Below are 15177 nucleotides of genomic sequence, written 5' to 3'. Positions count from 1 at the left end.
TCGCTTTTTCGCAAAATCCGTTTCCCGCTTTTCTGAACGACGCAATTCATCCTGGTAACACGTCGCTTTTTGCAAAAACCCGTTCCCACTTTTTTGCGCGATGCTCTATGCCGCACCCGAACAACGCTTCGGAGTAGAATTTTATGCGTCCTTCCGGCCGCGCGCCCGACCAGATGCGCGAGATCACCATGGAACCCGGCTTCACCATCCATGCCGAGGGTAGCTGCCTTATCAGCTTCGGCGACACACGGGTCCTCTGCACCGCCTCGATCGAGGAAAAGGTGCCTCCTTTCCTGCGCGGCAAGGGTTCGGGCTGGGTCACGGCGGAATATGGCATGCTGCCCCGCGCCACCCATACTCGCGGCAGCCGCGAAGCCGCCAAGGGCAAGCAATCTGGCCGCACCCAGGAAATCCAGCGCCTGATCGGCCGGTCGCTGCGCGCCGTGGTCGACCTGGAAAAGCTGGGCGAGCGGCAGATCGTCGTCGACTGCGACGTGATCCAGGCCGATGGCGGCACCCGCACCGCCGCCATTTCGGGAAGCTGGGTCGCGCTGCGCATCGCGGTCGACAAGCTGCTGGCTTCCGGCGCGCTGAAGGAAGACCCGATCGTGCAGAAGGTCGCGGCGATTAGCTGCGGCATCTACAAGGGTACGCCGGTGCTGGACCTGGACTATGCCGAGGACAGCAATGCGGAGGCGGACGCCAACCTGATCCTGACCGGCGACGGCAAATTCGCCGAGGTGCAGGCGACGGCGGAAGGCGCTACCTATGATGAGGAAGAGCTGCTGCGGCTGCTGCGCCTCGCCCGCATCGGCTGCGCGCAGATTTTCGCGGCGCAGGACAAGGTGACGGGACGATAAGATGAGCGACGAGTTCGGACAGGAACAGGCGATCCGCAAGCTGGGGCCGGGCAAGCTGGTGATCGCCAGCCACAATCCCGGCAAGGTGCGCGAGATCGGCGCGTTGCTGGCGCCCTATGGCATCGAAACGGTGTCGGCGGGCGCGCTGGACCTGCCCGAACCGGACGAAACCGGCACGACCTTCATCGCCAATGCCGAATTGAAGGCGATGCAGGCGGCCGATCTTTCCGGTCTGCCTGCGCTGGCCGACGATAGCGGCCTGTGCGTCGAGGCGCTGAACGGCGATCCGGGCATCTTTTCCGCCCGCTGGGCTGGGGAGGCTAAGGATTTCGGCCTGGCCATGCAGTTGGTCTGGGACAATATCCAGGCCAAGGGGCCGGAAGCGGGCCATGGCGCGCATTTCGTCTGCGCCCTGGCGCTGGCCTGGCCCGATGGCCATGTCGAGGCTTTCGAGGGGCGGGTCGATGGCACCATCATCTGGCCGCCGCGGGGGGATCAGGGGTTTGGCTATGACCCGATATTCCAGCCCCATGGTCATGCCATCAGCTTCGGGGAGATGGAACCGGAGAAGAAACATGCGATGAGCCACCGCGCCGACGCCTTCGCGCAACTGGTCGCGGCGGTTTTCTAAAACGTTTGATTGGCGTCTGCCGTGTTCCTGCGCAGGCAGGAACACGGCTTCCCCAGATCAGCGTCCGCCCGCGGCATATTGCGACGGTGCGCCGTCATCCCGATCCAGCGGATTCCGGCCGAAGACATTGCCCGCCGGAAAATAACGGCAGACGAGATAGTCGTAGCTCTGATTTTCGGCCAGCGCGCAACCGACCTTGCGCGTGCCGCGCCAGATGATCTGGGTGTAATGGCCGACATCCTCCCAACGACCGGTGGTGCTGAGATCGGGCAGCGTCCCGCCGCGCCGGAAATAGCGCTTCTCATCTAGGAAAGAACCGACCATCACCTCATAATCATAGAGGCCCCGCGATCCCATCCAGAGATTTTCGCCGCTGGGAACGCTGCGGCTGGCGCGGGCCGAATGGCGGAAGATATTGGTCTGCGCCATCTGCCGCGCATAGCGGGCCGCGTCCGCGGCAAGGGCGCTGTCCCAGGCCAGGGGCGCAAGGCCCAGCGCCTCGCGCTCCTCATTCTGCATGCCCAGGACGACGTCGCGCATCAGGCCGTCATCCCGGTCCGCTTCCTCCATGCCATAATAGGATGCGGGCATGGCTGGCGGCAGGGAACGCGGCCCAGCGGAAGGGGCGGCATCGCCCTGCCCCGCAACCGCCAGCAAAAGGCCCGCCAGCGCTAGCCGGGCAGGCCAAAGCCGTTTAAGAACGCCCCCACTCATGCCATCCCACCCCACCATAACCGTTTCCGCGCCTCCCGCATCGGACCTGGCCGACCCCCTGGCTTTATATGTGCATTGGCCATTTTGCGTTTCCAAATGTCCTTATTGCGATTTTAACAGCCATGTCCGGGCGGACATCGATGCGGATGCGTGGCACGACGCGCTGCTGAAGGATCTGGCCCATGAAGCGGGACTGAACGGCGGGCGACCGCTTTCCTCCATCTTCTTTGGCGGAGGCACGCCTTCGCTGATGCCGCCCCGGATCGTGGAGGCCTTGATCGACGCGGCGGCCCGCCACTGGAGGCCGACGCCCGATATCGAAATCACGCTGGAGGCCAATCCCAGTTCGGTCGAGGCGGCGCGCTTCGCCGATCTGGCGGCGGCAGGGGTTAACCGGGTGTCGCTGGGCCTTCAGGCGCTGGAGGATGAGGCGCTGCATTTCCTGGGCCGCGCCCATGACGTGCGGGAGGGGCTGGCGGCGCTGGATGTCGCGCAATCGGTGTTCGGGCGGGTGAATTTCGACCTCATCTATGCCCGGCCCGGCCAAAGCGAGGCGGACTGGGAAGCGGAACTGGCGCGGGGCCTGTCCTTTGGCACCGACCATCTTTCGCTCTACCAACTGACCATAGAGCCGGGCACCCGCTTCGCCACGCTGGCGGCGCAGGGCAAGCTCATCCCGGCCGATCCGGATCATGCCGCCACCCTTTACGAACGGACGCAGGCGATGACGGCGGCGGCGGGCATCCCCGCCTATGAGATCAGCAACCATGCCAGGCCGGGGCAGGAAAGCCGGCATAACCTCACTTATTGGCGTTATGGCGATTATCTGGGCGTGGGCCCGGGCGCGCATGGGCGGCGCGGCGGGCTGGCGACGATGCGGCACAGGAAGCCGGAGAATTGGATGAACGCGGTGGCCCGCAACGGGCATGGCCTGCAAAGCGAAGAGCCGCTCAGCCCCGAAGACCGTGCGAGGGAGGCTTTGCTGATGGGGCTGCGGCTGGGGGAAGGCGTCGATCTGGACCGGATTGCTCGGTTGTCCGGATTGGCGGTGGAGGCTTTGGTGGATGGGAAAGCTGTCGCGCGATTGGCTGGTCACGGCCTTGTTCGGCAACAGGACCAGCGGCTGTATGTCGAACCGGCAGGGATACTGCTGTTGGACGCTATCCTGCCGGAGATCGTGGCGGTCTAGATAGGTTGGGCAACTTTCGGGTTTGCCGAGCTGACTTTGGTGGAAAGCGGACCTATCCTATTCCTCCCCATCGAGAGATGGGGAGGGGGACCGGCCGAAGGCTGGTGGAGGGGAATGGGGCACGACCTCTGAATTTCCCCTCCACCACTCGCTTCGCGAGCGGTCCCCCTCCCACGCTCCGCGCAGGGAGGAATTAATGTCTGCTGATGGCCATTTCCCGACATTCCGAACCGACCGCGGCCTATAGCGCCTCATTCCTCCTCATCCATCTGCGCGATTTCCTTGTCCAGGTCGCGCAGTACATCGGCCTTGATCTTATCGGACATTTTGACGGCAGCGGCGATCTGCGCCCGTGCCGCGATCAACCCCGCGCGAGCGGCGCGATGCGCCTGGGCAGAGATTTGCGCCTCGCATATGCGGACGCGGATATGGCGGCGGCCGTCGGCATCCACCGTTTCCCGTTGGCTCACGCCCTTGCCGTCCTCGCAGCCATTGGCGACATCGACATGCGGCACCATGCGGCGGATTTCGGCTTCGCTGGGAATGGCAGAACGTTCATCGCGCAGGCCGATTTCCGGTACGGGAGGAAACGGTGGAACGGGCGGCGCCATGTCCGCAACGGGCGCCGGAGGAACGGGAGGCGCAGGCGGCACGCTATCACGCTCCACCTGAGCGTCGGCATGGGAGAGCGGTTGGACCATCGCAGGCGCAGCCGGGGGTTCGGGCGGCGCGAACTCGCTGGCGGAGGCGGGCTGCGCGACCAGATCGGCCAGCCTGCCGAAATTCATCGCATCGACCTTTTCGGTGATCGCCGCGACCTGCCGCGCCGCCCGGCTCCCGGAGGCGGTCAGAACCAGTCCCGACACGGTCACCACAGCGACCGCCGCCATGCCCCAGCTTATCCGGCGCAGCGACATTTCATGGGCAGACAGCATTTTCAGCCTCCCTTTAAGCGCGGTGATGCGATTGAGGTGACAGGCGCCCGCGAACCGGCGCCCGCCCGCAGCCTTCAATATGGTGCGGCCATAGATATGGGCCTGATCCGTCCCGTAGAGCGCCAGCACCCGCGCATCGCAGGCCTGCTCCTGATCGGCCCGATAAGCGCGATAGGCGATCCAGGCGATGGGATTACACCAGTGCAGGCCAAGCAGCAGCAGCGCGACCATATTGGCGGCTAGATCGCCGCCCTGATGATGCGCCTTCTCATGGGCGATCGCCATAGCCTGTTCCTGGCCGTCGAAGCGGAGGGCGAAATCGGCGGGCAGCACGATGGTCGGCCGCAGCACCCCGAATGCGAGCGGCCCGCCAGCCTGCGGGCTGGTGACGATGCGGATGCGCCCTTCCTCACCGATCGCAGTCGCACCCTTCAGGATGAAGCGGCGGAAACGGACATAGCCGACCGCCTGCACCGCCAGGAAAAGGACAGCGCCAACCAACCAGAGCGACGCCGCGATCTCCAGCCAGGGGAAGGTCCATTCCGGCTGGACCAGGATGTTCGGCCCCGCATCAAGCAAGCTCGGCAACCCCGCCTGCTCCACCGCCAATTGAAAGGGCGAAGGGCTGGCGACATCCTGCGGCAACGAGGGCAGCGCCATGCGCGCCAGCGGCAGCAGCCACAGCCAATAGGCCACGCCCGCCCCCAACCACCGCGCAACCGGCCGCCGCAACAGCATGACAAGCGCCATCAGCAAGGTGGAGGCGATCAGTGTTTCGGCGATCCAGACACTCATGATTTCAATCCCCTCAGGATTTCCTCAAGCTCGGCGATATCCTCCGCCGTCAACTGGTCCTGGCTGGCCAGATGGGCCACCAGCGGCGAGACGCGCCCGCCGAACAGCCGGTTGACCAGCCGTCCCGACTCGACGGCAACATACTCCTCCCGGCGGACGAGCGGACGATATAAAAAGCGGCGGCCGTCCTGATCGGCGGCGATGACGTCCTTCGCCATCAGGCGGGACAGCAGCGTCTTGACCGTCTGGACGCTCCAGTCGCGTCCGGCGGCGACGCGGTCCGCCACATCGGCTGCGGTCTGCGGCGCGCGTTCCCACAGCGCCTCCATCACCACCAGTTCGGCTTCGCTGATCTTTTCGCTCACTGCGTGCGCGCTCCAGGGACTCGACAACTACAGATGTAATCGCATTGATTACATCTGTAGTCAAGCATGAGCAGGCAAACGTCGGTGGAGGTTACAAAGTGAGCTTCGACCCTTGCGCCATTAACCGTCGCAAGCTCTGATATGCCGCATTTCGCATGCCGTTGACCCTAAACGGTCAACTTGAAATGCTCCAGCGCACCGGTGTTCCTGCGAAGGCAGGAACACGGCCGATCATAAAAAAGCGGCCCGGAAAACCGGACCGCCCTTCTCATTCGCTTTTCCCGCCGTTCAGTTGGCTGAAGCAACGCCCTCATCGGCCATCAACTGCTGCAATTCGCCAGCCTCGAACATTTCCATCATGATGTCGCTGCCGCCGACGAATTCGCCCTTCACGTAGAGCTGCGGAATGGTCGGCCAGTCGGAAAAGGCCTTGATCCCCTGCCGGACGCCCTGATCCTGAAGCACGTCGACGCTTTCGTAGGCGACGCCCAGATGTTCCAGGATCGCGATGGCGCGGCTGGAAAAACCGCATTGCGGAAAGAGCGGCGTGCCCTTCATGAAAAGCACGACGTCATTGCCGTTGACGATATCGGCGATCCGCTGCTGCACGGCGTCGGTCATGTTCTGGTCCATTCCTGTCAGGCGCCGCAATCAAGGCGCATTTTGTCCAATGGCCGTTAATTGGGAACGGCGGTGGTCAGTTGCAAGGCATGAAGCACGCCGCCCATGCGCCCGCCCAGCGCGGCATAGACCGCCCGCTGCTGCGCCACGCGGCTCATGCCCCGGAAGCTTTCCGCTACGACGCGCGCCGCATAATGGTCGCCGTCCCCGGCAAGGTCGGTGATCTCCACCTCCGCATCGGGGATCGCGGCGCGGATCATGTCCGCGATTTCGTCGGCTGCCATCGGCATGGCGGAAAATCCTGACGCTTACTGGGCTTCGATGAACATGCGGCGGGCGATGACCTGCTGCTCGTCCAGCGCGGCGCGAACGCCTGCTTCATCGATGTCGATGCCGGCCTGGGTCATGTCGCCCAGCAGCTTGCGGATGACGTCCTCGTCGCCCGCTTCCTCAAAATCGGCCTGGACCACCGCCTTGGCATAGGCGTCGGTCTCTTCGGGCGTCAGGCCCATCTTCGCCGCCGCCCATTCGCCGAGCAGGCGGTTGCGCCGCGCCTGGATGCGGAACTGCATCTCCTGGTCGTCCGCGAACATATTCTCAAAGGCCTTTTCGCGGTCGTCGAAGGTGGTCATGCCTGTGCCCTGTAAAGAAGAAACCGGATCGTCCGGTCTGAAATAGGTGGATCGCGCCGCTTACGCAACGGCGGGAACGAGCCAAGGCCGCGCCCCGGCATCCTTCGCCTCGAATGCGCCGATCCTGTCCGCCTGCCCCAGCGTCAGGCCAATCTCGTCCAGACCGCCCAGCAGGCAATGTTTGCGGAACGGATCGATCTCGAACTGGAAACGATCCTGGAACTGCGTCGTGACGGTCTGATGCTCCAGATCGACATGGATCGGGTCGCTCTTGGCGACCTCCATCAGCCGGTCGATCGCCTCCTGCGGCAGAACGACGGTCAATATGCCGTTCTTGAAGGCGTTGCCGGAGAAGATGTCGGAAAAGCTGGGCGCGATCACCACCTTGATGCCCAGATCAGCGAGCGCCCAGGCGGCATGTTCGCGGCTGGACCCACAGCCGAAATTGTCGCCCGCGATCAGAATCGGGCTGCCCGCATATTCGGGGTCGTCGAAGACGTTGCCCGGTTCCTTGCGCAGCACTTCGAACGCGCCCCTGCCCAGGCCAGAGCGGGAAATGGTCTTCAGCCAATGCGCGGGGATGACGATGTCGGTGTCGACATTCTTCATCCCGAACGGATAGGCCCGGCCGTCGACGATATTCAACTTTTCCATCAATGCGCCTGCTTGCTCGCCGGGCGCGACGTATCTTCCGCCCGTCCCAGGGTCGCCGCCATGGCGGCACTTGCCAGCGCGCCCAGCGCCAGCACCCAGAATATCTTCTTCATGCGACCGCCTCTCCCCTTTTTTCTTCCATCAGTTCGCGTACGTCGGTCAGATGTCCAGTGATGGCGGCGGCGGCGGCCATGACGGGCGAGACGAGGTGCGTCCGCGAGCCCGGCCCCTGCCGGCCCATGAAATTGCGGTTGCTGGTGGAGGCGCAGCGCTCGCCCGCGGGCACCTTGTCCGGGTTCATGCCCAGGCAGGCGGAACAGCCCGGCTCGCGCCATTCGAAACCGGCCTCCACGAAAATGCGGTCCAGCCCTTCGGCTTCGGCCTGGCGCTTGACCAGGCCCGATCCGGGGACGACCATCGCATGCTTGATGCCGCTGGCGATATGACGGCCCTTCAGCAGGGCGGCGGCGGCGCGCAGATCCTCTATCCGGCTGTTGGTGCAACTGCCGATGAAGACATGCTCAATCGCCACATCCTCCATCCGCTGCCCGGCGGAGAGGCCCATATAGTCGAGCGATTTCTGCGCGGCGGCCCGTTTGGAGGCGTCCGCGAAGCTTTCCGGATCGGGCACGGCGCCCGTTACCGGCACGACATCCTCCGGGCTGGTGCCCCAGGTGACGTTCGGCACGATGTCGGCGGCGTCGATGACGACGCTCTTGTCGAATAGAGCGCCCTCGTCCGTCGTCAGCGTCTTCCAATAGGCGACGGCTGCATCCCATTCGGCGCCCTTGGGGGCCATGGGGCGGCCCTCCAGATAGGCGAAGGTCTTTTCATCGGGCGCGAACAGACCGGAGCGGGCCCCTGCCTCGATCGACATGTTGGCGACGGTCAGACGACCCTCGATCGACATGTCGCGGAAGACGGAGCCGCGATATTCCATGACATAGCCGGTGCCGCCCGCCGTGCCGATGCGGCCGCAGATCGCGAGCGCGACATCCTTGGGCGTGACGCCGAAACCCAGCTCGCCCTCGACCACGACTTCCATCGTCTTCGACTGTTTGAGCAGCAGCGTCTGGGTGGCGAGGACATGCTCGACCTCCGACGTGCCGATGCCGAAGGCCAGCGCGCCCAGCGCGCCGTGCGAACTGGTATGGCTGTCGCCGCAGACCAAGGTGGCGCCCGGCAGGGTGAAGCCCTGTTCCGGGCCGACGACATGGACGATGCCCTGCTCCGCATCGGCATCGCCAATGTAGCGAATGCCGAATTCGGGCGCGTTCCTTTCCAGCGCGGCAAGCTGCTGCGCGCTTTCCGGATCGGTGATCGGAATGCGGTTGCCAGCAGCGTCGCGGCGCGGGGTGGTCGGCAGGTTATGATCTGGCACCGCGAGCGTCAGGTCGGCGCGGCGCACCTTGCGGCCTGCAAGGCGCAGCCCTTCGAAAGCCTGGGGACTCGTCACTTCATGGACGAGGTGGCGATCAATATAGATCAGGCATGTTCCGTCGGGCTGCCGTTCGACGACGTGCGCATCCCAAATCTTCTCATAGAGCGTGCGGGGCTTTACCATAACCCCACCCCCTAAACCCAGACAGGGCGGGGGAAAAGGGGGAAAGCAGCCAATTTTCCTGTTTTCGCGGATCGCCCCGGCGCGATGACGCAAGGTCAAACGGTTAGATGGCGCGATGATCCTCCACGATGCGCCCGGCCGCGCCGACTTCCGCTTCATGGCTTTCCTCGCGCCATGTTTCGGCCAGCGCCGCGCTTTCCCATTCGCGCATGGCGGGGATCGCCAGCATATGATCGACCCAGGCCTGCGCCACCGGTCCGACATTCAGCCCATAGGTGCGTACCCGGAAAGCTACCGGCGCATAGAAGGCGTCGACGGCGGTGAAGGCAGACCCGCCCAGGAACGGCCCGCCGAAGCGGGACAGCCCCTCCCCCCACAGTTCCGCCAGCCGGGCAATGTTCCGGTTGAGCGCGGGGGAGGGCAGGTGCGGCTCCACGCGTACCCCGACATTCATCGGGCAATCGTTGCGCAGCGCCGCGAAACCGCTGTGCATTTCCGCGACCGCCGATTGCGCCCAGGCGCGCGCATCCTCCGCCCCCGGCCAGACGCCGGGATGGCGGTCCGCCAGATAAAGCGCGATGCCGAGCGAATCCCAGACCGTCCGGTCGCCGTCGATCAGCACGGGCACCTGGCCCGTCGGGGAAAAATCGCGAAAAGCCGCATAATTTTCCGTGGCGGCGAACGGCTCCATCCGGTCGGTGAAGCCTATGCCCAGCGCCTTCATCAGCACCCAGGGGCGCAGCGACCAGCTTGAATAGTTCCGGTTGGCGGTGATGAGGGTGTAGGACATCGGCTGCTCCCCTTTGCTGAATGGCGCGAAGGATAAGCGTCTTCGCTTCAGGGCAAAAGCTGGAACGGCCGGGTCGTACACAAGCTGCGCTTATGAAAAAACGGCCCGGAGCGTGAAGCTCCGGGCCGTCCAGTCCTTCCACCCTGATTGCGGGGCTTGCACCCCCGCAATCCGGACTCGTCAGCAGCCTTTGGGCCGCAAACTGGTTCCCCGCGGCCTTTAGGCCGCAAACTGGTTCATGGTATTGTGGATGCCGCCCGCCTTCAGCGCCGCTTCACCCGCGAAATATTCCTTATGGTCGTCGCCGATGTCCGAGCCGGACATGTTCTGGTGCTTGACGCAGGCGATGCCCTGGCGGATTTCCTTGCGCTGGACGCCCGCGACATAGCCGAGCATGCCCGCCTCGCCGAAATATTCCTTGGCCAGATTGTCGGTCGACAGCGCCGCCGTGTGGTAGGTCGGCAGGGTGATGAGGTGATGGAAGATTCCGGCCCGCGCCGCCGCATCCTTCTGGAAGGTGCGGATCTTCTCGTCAGCCTCAAGGCCCAGCTCGGTCGCGTCATAATCGGCGCTCATCAGCTTCGCCCGGTCATAGGCGCTGACATCCTTGCCCTCGGCGGCCCAGGCGTCGAACACCTGCTGGCGGAAGTTCAGCGTCCAGTTGAACGACGGCGAGTTGTTGTAGACCAGCTTCGCATTGGGGACTACTTCGCGGATGCGGTCGACCATGCCCGCGATCTGCTGGATGTGCGGCTTTTCGGTTTCGATCCACAGCAGGTCCGCGCCGTTCTGGAGCGAGGTGATGCAGTCGAGGACGCAGCGGTCTTCGCCGGTTCCGGCGCGGAACTGGAACAGGTTCGACGGCAGGCGCTTGGGACGGAACAGCTTGCCGTCGCGGGCCAGGACGACATCGCCGCGAAGGCTGTTGATGTCGGTGACCTCCTCGACGTCGAGGAAGCTGTTATACTGGTCGCCCAGGTCGCCCTCTTCCTTGCTGTAGGCAATCTGCTTGGTCAGGCCAGCGCCCAGCGAGTCGGTGCGGGCGACGATGATGCCGTCGTCGACGCCCAGTTCCAGGAAGGCATAGCGGACAGCGCGGATCTTCGCGAGGAAGTCCTCATGCGGCACGGTGACCTTGCCGTCCTGGTGGCCGCACTGCTTTTCGTCCGAAACCTGGTTTTCGATCTGGATGCAGCAGGCGCCCGCTTCGATGAACTTCTTGGCGAGCAGATAGGTCGCCTCGGCATTGCCGAAGCCTGCGTCGATGTCCGCGACGATGGGGACGACGTGGGTTTCGTAGGTGTCGATGTCGTGCTGGATCTTCTGCGCCTTGACTTCGTCGCCGGCTTCGCGGGCGGCGTCGAGGTCGCGGAACATCATGCCCAGTTCGCGGGCGTCGGCCTGCTTCAGGAAGGTGTAGAGTTCCTCGATCAGCATCGGGACGCTGGTCTTTTCATGCATCGACTGGTCGGGCAGCGGGCCGAATTCGCTGCGCAGGGCGGCGACCATCCAGCCGGACAGGTAGAGATAACGGCCCTTGGTGGTGCCGAAATGCTTCTTGATGCTGATCATCTTCTGCTGGCCGATGAAGCCGTGCCAGCAGCCCAGCGACTGGGTGTAGTTGGCCGGGTCGGCGTCATAGGCGGCCATGTCGCGGCGCATGATGCCAGCGGTGTAGCGCGCGATGTCGAGGCCGGTGTGGAAGCGGTTCTGAAGGCGCATCCGGGCGACCGATTCGGGGGCGATGCCGTCCCAATGGCCCTGGCCGCCGATGGTGGTGCCCGCTTTCGTGATTTCCTGGCTGTAGGTCATGACGGCTCGATTCCATGAATGAGGTGGTGAACTGATGGCGTTTTTCTAAAGGGGGTTTCGCGGGTGCGGCAGAGGGGGTGAAGTTCAGTTGTAGAAGTTTACAAGATTTACGTGTAAAGTTGTAAAGGTTGCACAGGAGCGCTTTTTCGACATGGCCAAAGATCGTCCGGTTTACATGGGGCCGCGCCTGCGCAGGCTGCGGCGGGAACTGGGGCTGACGCAGGCGGACATGGCGGCGGACCTGGAGATTTCGGCCAGTTACGTGGCACTGCTGGAGCGCAATCAGCGGCCGCTGACCGCCGACATGCTGCTGCGGCTGGCGCGCACCTACAAGATGGACATGAGCGAGCTGGCGGGCGACGGCGGCGCGGAGCAGACGGCGCGGTTGCAGGCGGTGCTGAAAGACCCGATGTTCGCGGACATCGACCTTCCGGTGCTGGCGACCGGGGATGTCGCGGTCAATTATCCGGGAATCACCGAGGCCTTGCTGCGGTTGCACACGGCCTATCGCGAGGAGCAACTGGCGCTGGCGGATCGCGGGGTCGAGCGGGAGGATGCCGCCGACGCGCCCGATCCGGTGGCCGAATCGCGCCGCTTCCTGGGGGCGCGGCGCAACAGCTTTCCGCTGCTGGACGATGCCGGGGAGAAGCTGGCGCAGGAGGTGGAGGCGGCGGGCGGGCTGGCCGCATGGCTGAAGGCGAAGCATAATCTGCGGGTGCGGCGGCTGCCGTCCGACGTGATGGCGGGGTCGATGCGGCGGCTGGACCGGCATCGCGACGCGGTGCTGCTGGACGACGCGCTGGACGGGGCCAGCACCCAGTTCCAGCTTGCCTTGCAGATCGCCTATCTGGAGATGCGGCGCGATTTCGACGCGCTGTTGAAGGACGGCCAGTTCGCCAGCGAGAGCGGGCGGCGGCTGACGCGGCGGGCGCTGGCCAGCTATGGTGCGGCGGCGATAGTGATGCCCTATACCGTCTTCGCCAGGGCGGTGGAGGCGCGGCGTTACGATGTGGAGGCGCTGGCCCGCCAGTTCGGCGCGAGTTTCGAGCAGACCGCGCACCGGCTGACCACTTTGCAAAAGCCGGGGCAGGAGCGCATCCCCTTCTTCTTCCTGCGGGTCGACCATGCGGGCAATGTCAGCAAGCGGCTGGACGGGGCGGGATTTCCCTTTGCCCGGCATGGCGGTTCCTGTCCGCTCTGGTCGGTGCATCATGCGTTCGAGCGGCCTCGCGAGGTGTTGACGCAATGGCTGGAACTGCCGGATGGGGAGCGATTCTTCTCCATCGCGCGGACGGTGACGGCGGGTGGTGGCGGATGGGGGGCGCCGAAGATCGAGCGGGCGATTGCGCTGTGCTGTGCGGCGGAGCATGCGCATCGGTTGATCTATGCGGCGGGGGAAGCGCCGCCGGAGCCTGTGCCGATCGGGGTGACTTGCCGGTTGTGCCATCGCAGCCAGTGCATGGCGCGGTCCGCGCCGCCGATCGGGCGCGATATGCTGCCGGAGGATTTTCGGCGGAGCCATGCGCCGTTCGGGTTTGCGGGGGGGTAGTGTTTGGCCAATCCAAGACCTTCCCCTCCCGCAGGCGGGAGGGGCTAGGGGTGGGCGCGAGCGAAGCGAGCTTCTGACTTAGCCGTTGCAAAACAACGCTGATGTTGCGCCAGCCCACCCCCTAACCCCCTCCCGCTTGCGGGAGGGGGAATGACGGCTCTCCACGCAATTCCGCCGTTGACGGAATCAGTCGTTCAGGGGGCGGGCTTCGCGGAGGAGGAGGATGGGGACGCCTTCGCGGACGGGGAAGGCCAGGCCTGCGGCGTCCGATATCAGTTCGCCCCGCGCCGCGTCCCAGCGCAGGGGGGTGCGGGTGGCGGGGCAGACCAGTTTGGCCAGCAGTGTCGGGTCGATCATTGCCCTGCGCTCACTGCCCACCGTCACTGCATCGTCGCGCCGCCGTCGCGCTCTATCCGGCCCACTATCTGCATGAGCTGGATGATGCGGTCGGCGCGGTCGTTCAGGCTGTCGGCTTCCAGCAGCGTCTGCTTGGCGGCGGGGTCGAAGGGCACGATCTGGGCGATGCCGTTCACCAGCGCCATGTCGTCCAGACGCGACACCGCCGTCCAGTCCACCACATAGCCCAGCGCATCGGCGAAGCGGCGTGATTCCCGCTCCAGCGACGCCCGCTCCACGGCGGAGAGGATTTCATCCTCTTCCGCGACCGGCTCCACATCCGCCTCGATCTGGCGGAAGGCGGTCGGCACTTCCAGTTCGCGCACGACCCGGAAGCGGGCAAGGCCCCGGAGCAGGATATTGTAGCGCCCGCCCTCCAGCGCCTCGATATGGGTGATGTGGCCCAGGCAGCCGACATCGAACAGGGCGGGCTTCACCCCCTCCTCCCGCGGCTGGATCATGCCGATGCGGCGGTCGCGGGCCATGGCGTCGTGGATCATCGCCTGATAGCGCGGCTCGAAGATATGGAGCGGCAATTCCATGCCCGGCAGCAGCAGCGCGCCGGGCAAGGGGAAGATGGAGACGCGCGCCATATAACCGCGCCGGTCAGGAAAAGAGGATCTGGGAAAGCTTGCGCCGCTGCGCCGCGACCCAGGGGTCTTCCAGCCCGGTCGCCTCGAACAGCTTGAGCAGTTGGGCGCGGGCCGCGCCGTCATTCCATGCCCTGTCGCGCCGCACCAGTTCCAGCAATTGTTCCGCCGCGCCGTCGCGGTCGCCATTGGCCATCAGGCCGTTCGCCAGTTCGAAGCGGGCTGCATGATCGTCGGCGTCGGCGGCGACTTTCGCTTCGATGCCCGACAGGTCGGCCACCGGCTTCGCGTCGCGGGCGAGCGCGATGGCGGCGCGGGCGCGCTCCACCGCCTGATCCTTCGCCACGTCGGCGGGCAGGGCCGCCAGCGCCGCTTCCGCATCGTCCAACTGGCCGAGCGCCACCAGCGCCCGCGCCTCGCCCGATGCGGCGTCGGCATTGTCGGGCACCATCTGCGCGATCTGCTGGAACACCGACAGGGCGCGATCCGCCTCTCCGCCCGCAAGCAGTTCCTCGCCCATGGCGATCAGCGGGGCGATTTCCTCAAGCTGGGCCTTTTCCTCCGATTCGATTGGCAACTGGCTCAGCAACTGGTCGAGATATTGTTTGAACTGTCCTTCGGTCCGGGCCTGGCTGAGGTCGGCGACCGGCTGGCCCTGGAACATGGCGTAGACGGTCGGGATCGACTGAACGCGGAACTGGGCGGCGATGAACTTGTCCTCGTCGACATTGACCTTCACCAGCTTGACGCCCTTCGCCGCATAGTCGGCGCAGACCTTTTCGATCACCGGGGCAAGCTGTTTGCAGGGGCCGCACCATTCGGCCCAGAAATCGACGATCACCAGGCTGGTGCGCGAAGGTTCCACCACGTCGCGGCGAAATGCCTCCACCGATGCCTTGTCGGCCTCGCTCAGTCCAAGGGTCGCCACTTTTTTCTTCTCCTGCTGCAAAAATGCGGGGCCAGGCCGCCCTCATACAGCGCCTTATGTGGGGCGTCACCCCATACGAACAAGGGAGGGTGGGCGCTTGATCTTCCCCTCCCCTTCAGGGGAGGGGATTGAGGGGTGGGGGCGTGCCTCAC

General features: G+C 65.0%; 17 protein-coding genes. 4 read left to right on the top strand and 13 right to left on the bottom strand.

The window, feature by feature from the left end:
• Positions 1–143 precede the first annotated feature (143 nt).
• A complete protein-coding gene (rph, locus tag BV95_RS19095) occupies positions 144–860 on the top strand; it encodes a ribonuclease PH (RefSeq protein WP_013848724.1) in 717 nt (238 codons plus the stop codon).
• A 1-nt stretch (position 861) separates the two neighbouring features.
• Positions 862–1491 (top strand): RdgB/HAM1 family non-canonical purine NTP pyrophosphatase, encoded by a 630-nt coding sequence (gene rdgB / locus BV95_RS19090; RefSeq protein WP_037455874.1) that lies wholly within the window; start codon positions 862–864, stop codon positions 1489–1491.
• 57 nt (positions 1492–1548) lie between these two features.
• Here rdgB and BV95_RS19085 read toward each other — a convergent pair whose 3' ends face one another.
• A complete protein-coding gene (locus BV95_RS19085) occupies positions 1549–2205 on the bottom strand; it encodes a CAP domain-containing protein (protein ID WP_037455871.1) in 657 nt (218 codons plus the stop codon).
• Between BV95_RS19085 and hemW the strand changes: the two genes are divergently transcribed.
• Positions 2204–3394, top strand: coding sequence for a radical SAM family heme chaperone HemW (gene hemW / locus BV95_RS19080; protein WP_037455868.1), 1191 nt, complete (start codon positions 2204–2206; stop codon positions 3392–3394). The two genes, BV95_RS19085 and hemW, sit on opposite strands and share 2 nt — an antisense overlap.
• Positions 3395–3645: 251 nt before the next feature.
• On the opposite strand, the gene BV95_RS19075 is transcribed toward hemW, so the two are convergent.
• The 9 genes from BV95_RS19075 to BV95_RS19035 all read right to left on the bottom strand — a co-directional run bounded on the left by BV95_RS19075 (position 3646) and on the right by BV95_RS19035 (position 11562).
• Complete coding sequence (locus tag BV95_RS19075; RefSeq protein ID WP_037455865.1) at positions 3646–5124, bottom strand: M56 family metallopeptidase; 1479 nt, start codon at positions 5122–5124, stop codon at positions 3646–3648.
• On the bottom strand, positions 5121–5489 hold the full coding sequence (locus tag BV95_RS19070; protein WP_037455863.1) for a BlaI/MecI/CopY family transcriptional regulator: 369 nt from the start codon (positions 5487–5489) through the stop codon (positions 5121–5123). The genes BV95_RS19075 and BV95_RS19070 overlap by 4 nt, the downstream gene beginning before the upstream one ends.
• 288 nt (positions 5490–5777) lie before the next feature.
• Complete coding sequence (gene grxD, locus BV95_RS19065) at positions 5778–6110, bottom strand: Grx4 family monothiol glutaredoxin (RefSeq protein ID WP_037455914.1); 333 nt, start codon at positions 6108–6110, stop codon at positions 5778–5780.
• Between the two features lie 56 nt (positions 6111–6166).
• Entirely contained in the window at positions 6167–6400 is a 234-nt protein-coding gene (locus BV95_RS19060) for a BolA/IbaG family iron-sulfur metabolism protein (RefSeq protein WP_021237344.1), read from the bottom strand.
• 18 nt (positions 6401–6418) lie between these two features.
• Positions 6419–6742 (bottom strand): DUF1476 domain-containing protein, encoded by a 324-nt coding sequence (locus tag BV95_RS19055; protein ID WP_037455858.1) that lies wholly within the window; start codon positions 6740–6742, stop codon positions 6419–6421.
• 60 nt (positions 6743–6802) lie between these two features.
• Positions 6803–7396: a 3-isopropylmalate dehydratase small subunit gene (gene leuD / locus BV95_RS19050; RefSeq protein ID WP_037455855.1), complete on the bottom strand. Its 594-nt coding sequence runs from the start codon at positions 7394–7396 to the stop codon at positions 6803–6805.
• A 109-nt stretch (positions 7397–7505) separates the two neighbouring features.
• Positions 7506–8960 (bottom strand): 3-isopropylmalate dehydratase large subunit, encoded by a 1455-nt coding sequence (leuC, locus tag BV95_RS19045; protein ID WP_037455852.1) that lies wholly within the window; start codon positions 8958–8960, stop codon positions 7506–7508.
• A gap of 103 nt (positions 8961–9063) precedes the next feature.
• The gene (locus tag BV95_RS19040) at positions 9064–9750 is read right to left on the bottom strand and encodes a glutathione S-transferase family protein (protein ID WP_037455849.1); all 687 of its coding nucleotides are present in this window, start codon (positions 9748–9750) and stop codon (positions 9064–9066) included.
• Between the two features lie 219 nt (positions 9751–9969).
• Positions 9970–11562: an isocitrate lyase gene (locus tag BV95_RS19035; protein ID WP_037455846.1), complete on the bottom strand. Its 1593-nt coding sequence runs from the start codon at positions 11560–11562 to the stop codon at positions 9970–9972.
• Positions 11563–11713: 151 nt separating this feature from the next.
• Here BV95_RS19035 and BV95_RS19030 point away from each other — a divergent pair, with 151 nt between their 5' ends.
• Positions 11714–13111 (top strand): helix-turn-helix domain-containing protein, encoded by a 1398-nt coding sequence (locus BV95_RS19030; protein ID WP_037455844.1) that lies wholly within the window; start codon positions 11714–11716, stop codon positions 13109–13111.
• A gap of 186 nt (positions 13112–13297) precedes the next feature.
• Here BV95_RS19030 and BV95_RS23280 read toward each other — a convergent pair whose 3' ends face one another.
• Genes BV95_RS23280 through BV95_RS19020 form a run of 3 tightly spaced genes read right to left on the bottom strand, consistent with a single transcriptional unit; the run spans position 13298 to position 15025 of the window.
• Entirely contained in the window at positions 13298–13468 is a 171-nt protein-coding gene (locus BV95_RS23280; RefSeq protein ID WP_081873456.1) for a Trm112 family protein, read from the bottom strand.
• A 23-nt stretch (positions 13469–13491) separates the two neighbouring features.
• Positions 13492–14100 (bottom strand): LON peptidase substrate-binding domain-containing protein, encoded by a 609-nt coding sequence (locus BV95_RS19025; RefSeq protein ID WP_037455842.1) that lies wholly within the window; start codon positions 14098–14100, stop codon positions 13492–13494.
• Positions 14101–14113: 13 nt separating this feature from the next.
• Positions 14114–15025 carry a tetratricopeptide repeat protein gene (locus BV95_RS19020; RefSeq protein WP_037455840.1) on the bottom strand — a complete coding sequence of 304 codons (912 nt, stop codon included), beginning with the start codon at positions 15023–15025 and terminating at the stop codon, positions 14114–14116.
• Positions 15026–15177 lie beyond the last annotated feature (152 nt).

This window comes from Sphingobium chlorophenolicum (assembly GCF_000722875.1).
Taxonomy (GTDB): domain Bacteria; phylum Pseudomonadota; class Alphaproteobacteria; order Sphingomonadales; family Sphingomonadaceae; genus Sphingobium; species Sphingobium chlorophenolicum.
Note: the sequence above shows the minus strand (reverse complement) of the source record. Positions and strands in the feature narration are given on the sequence as shown.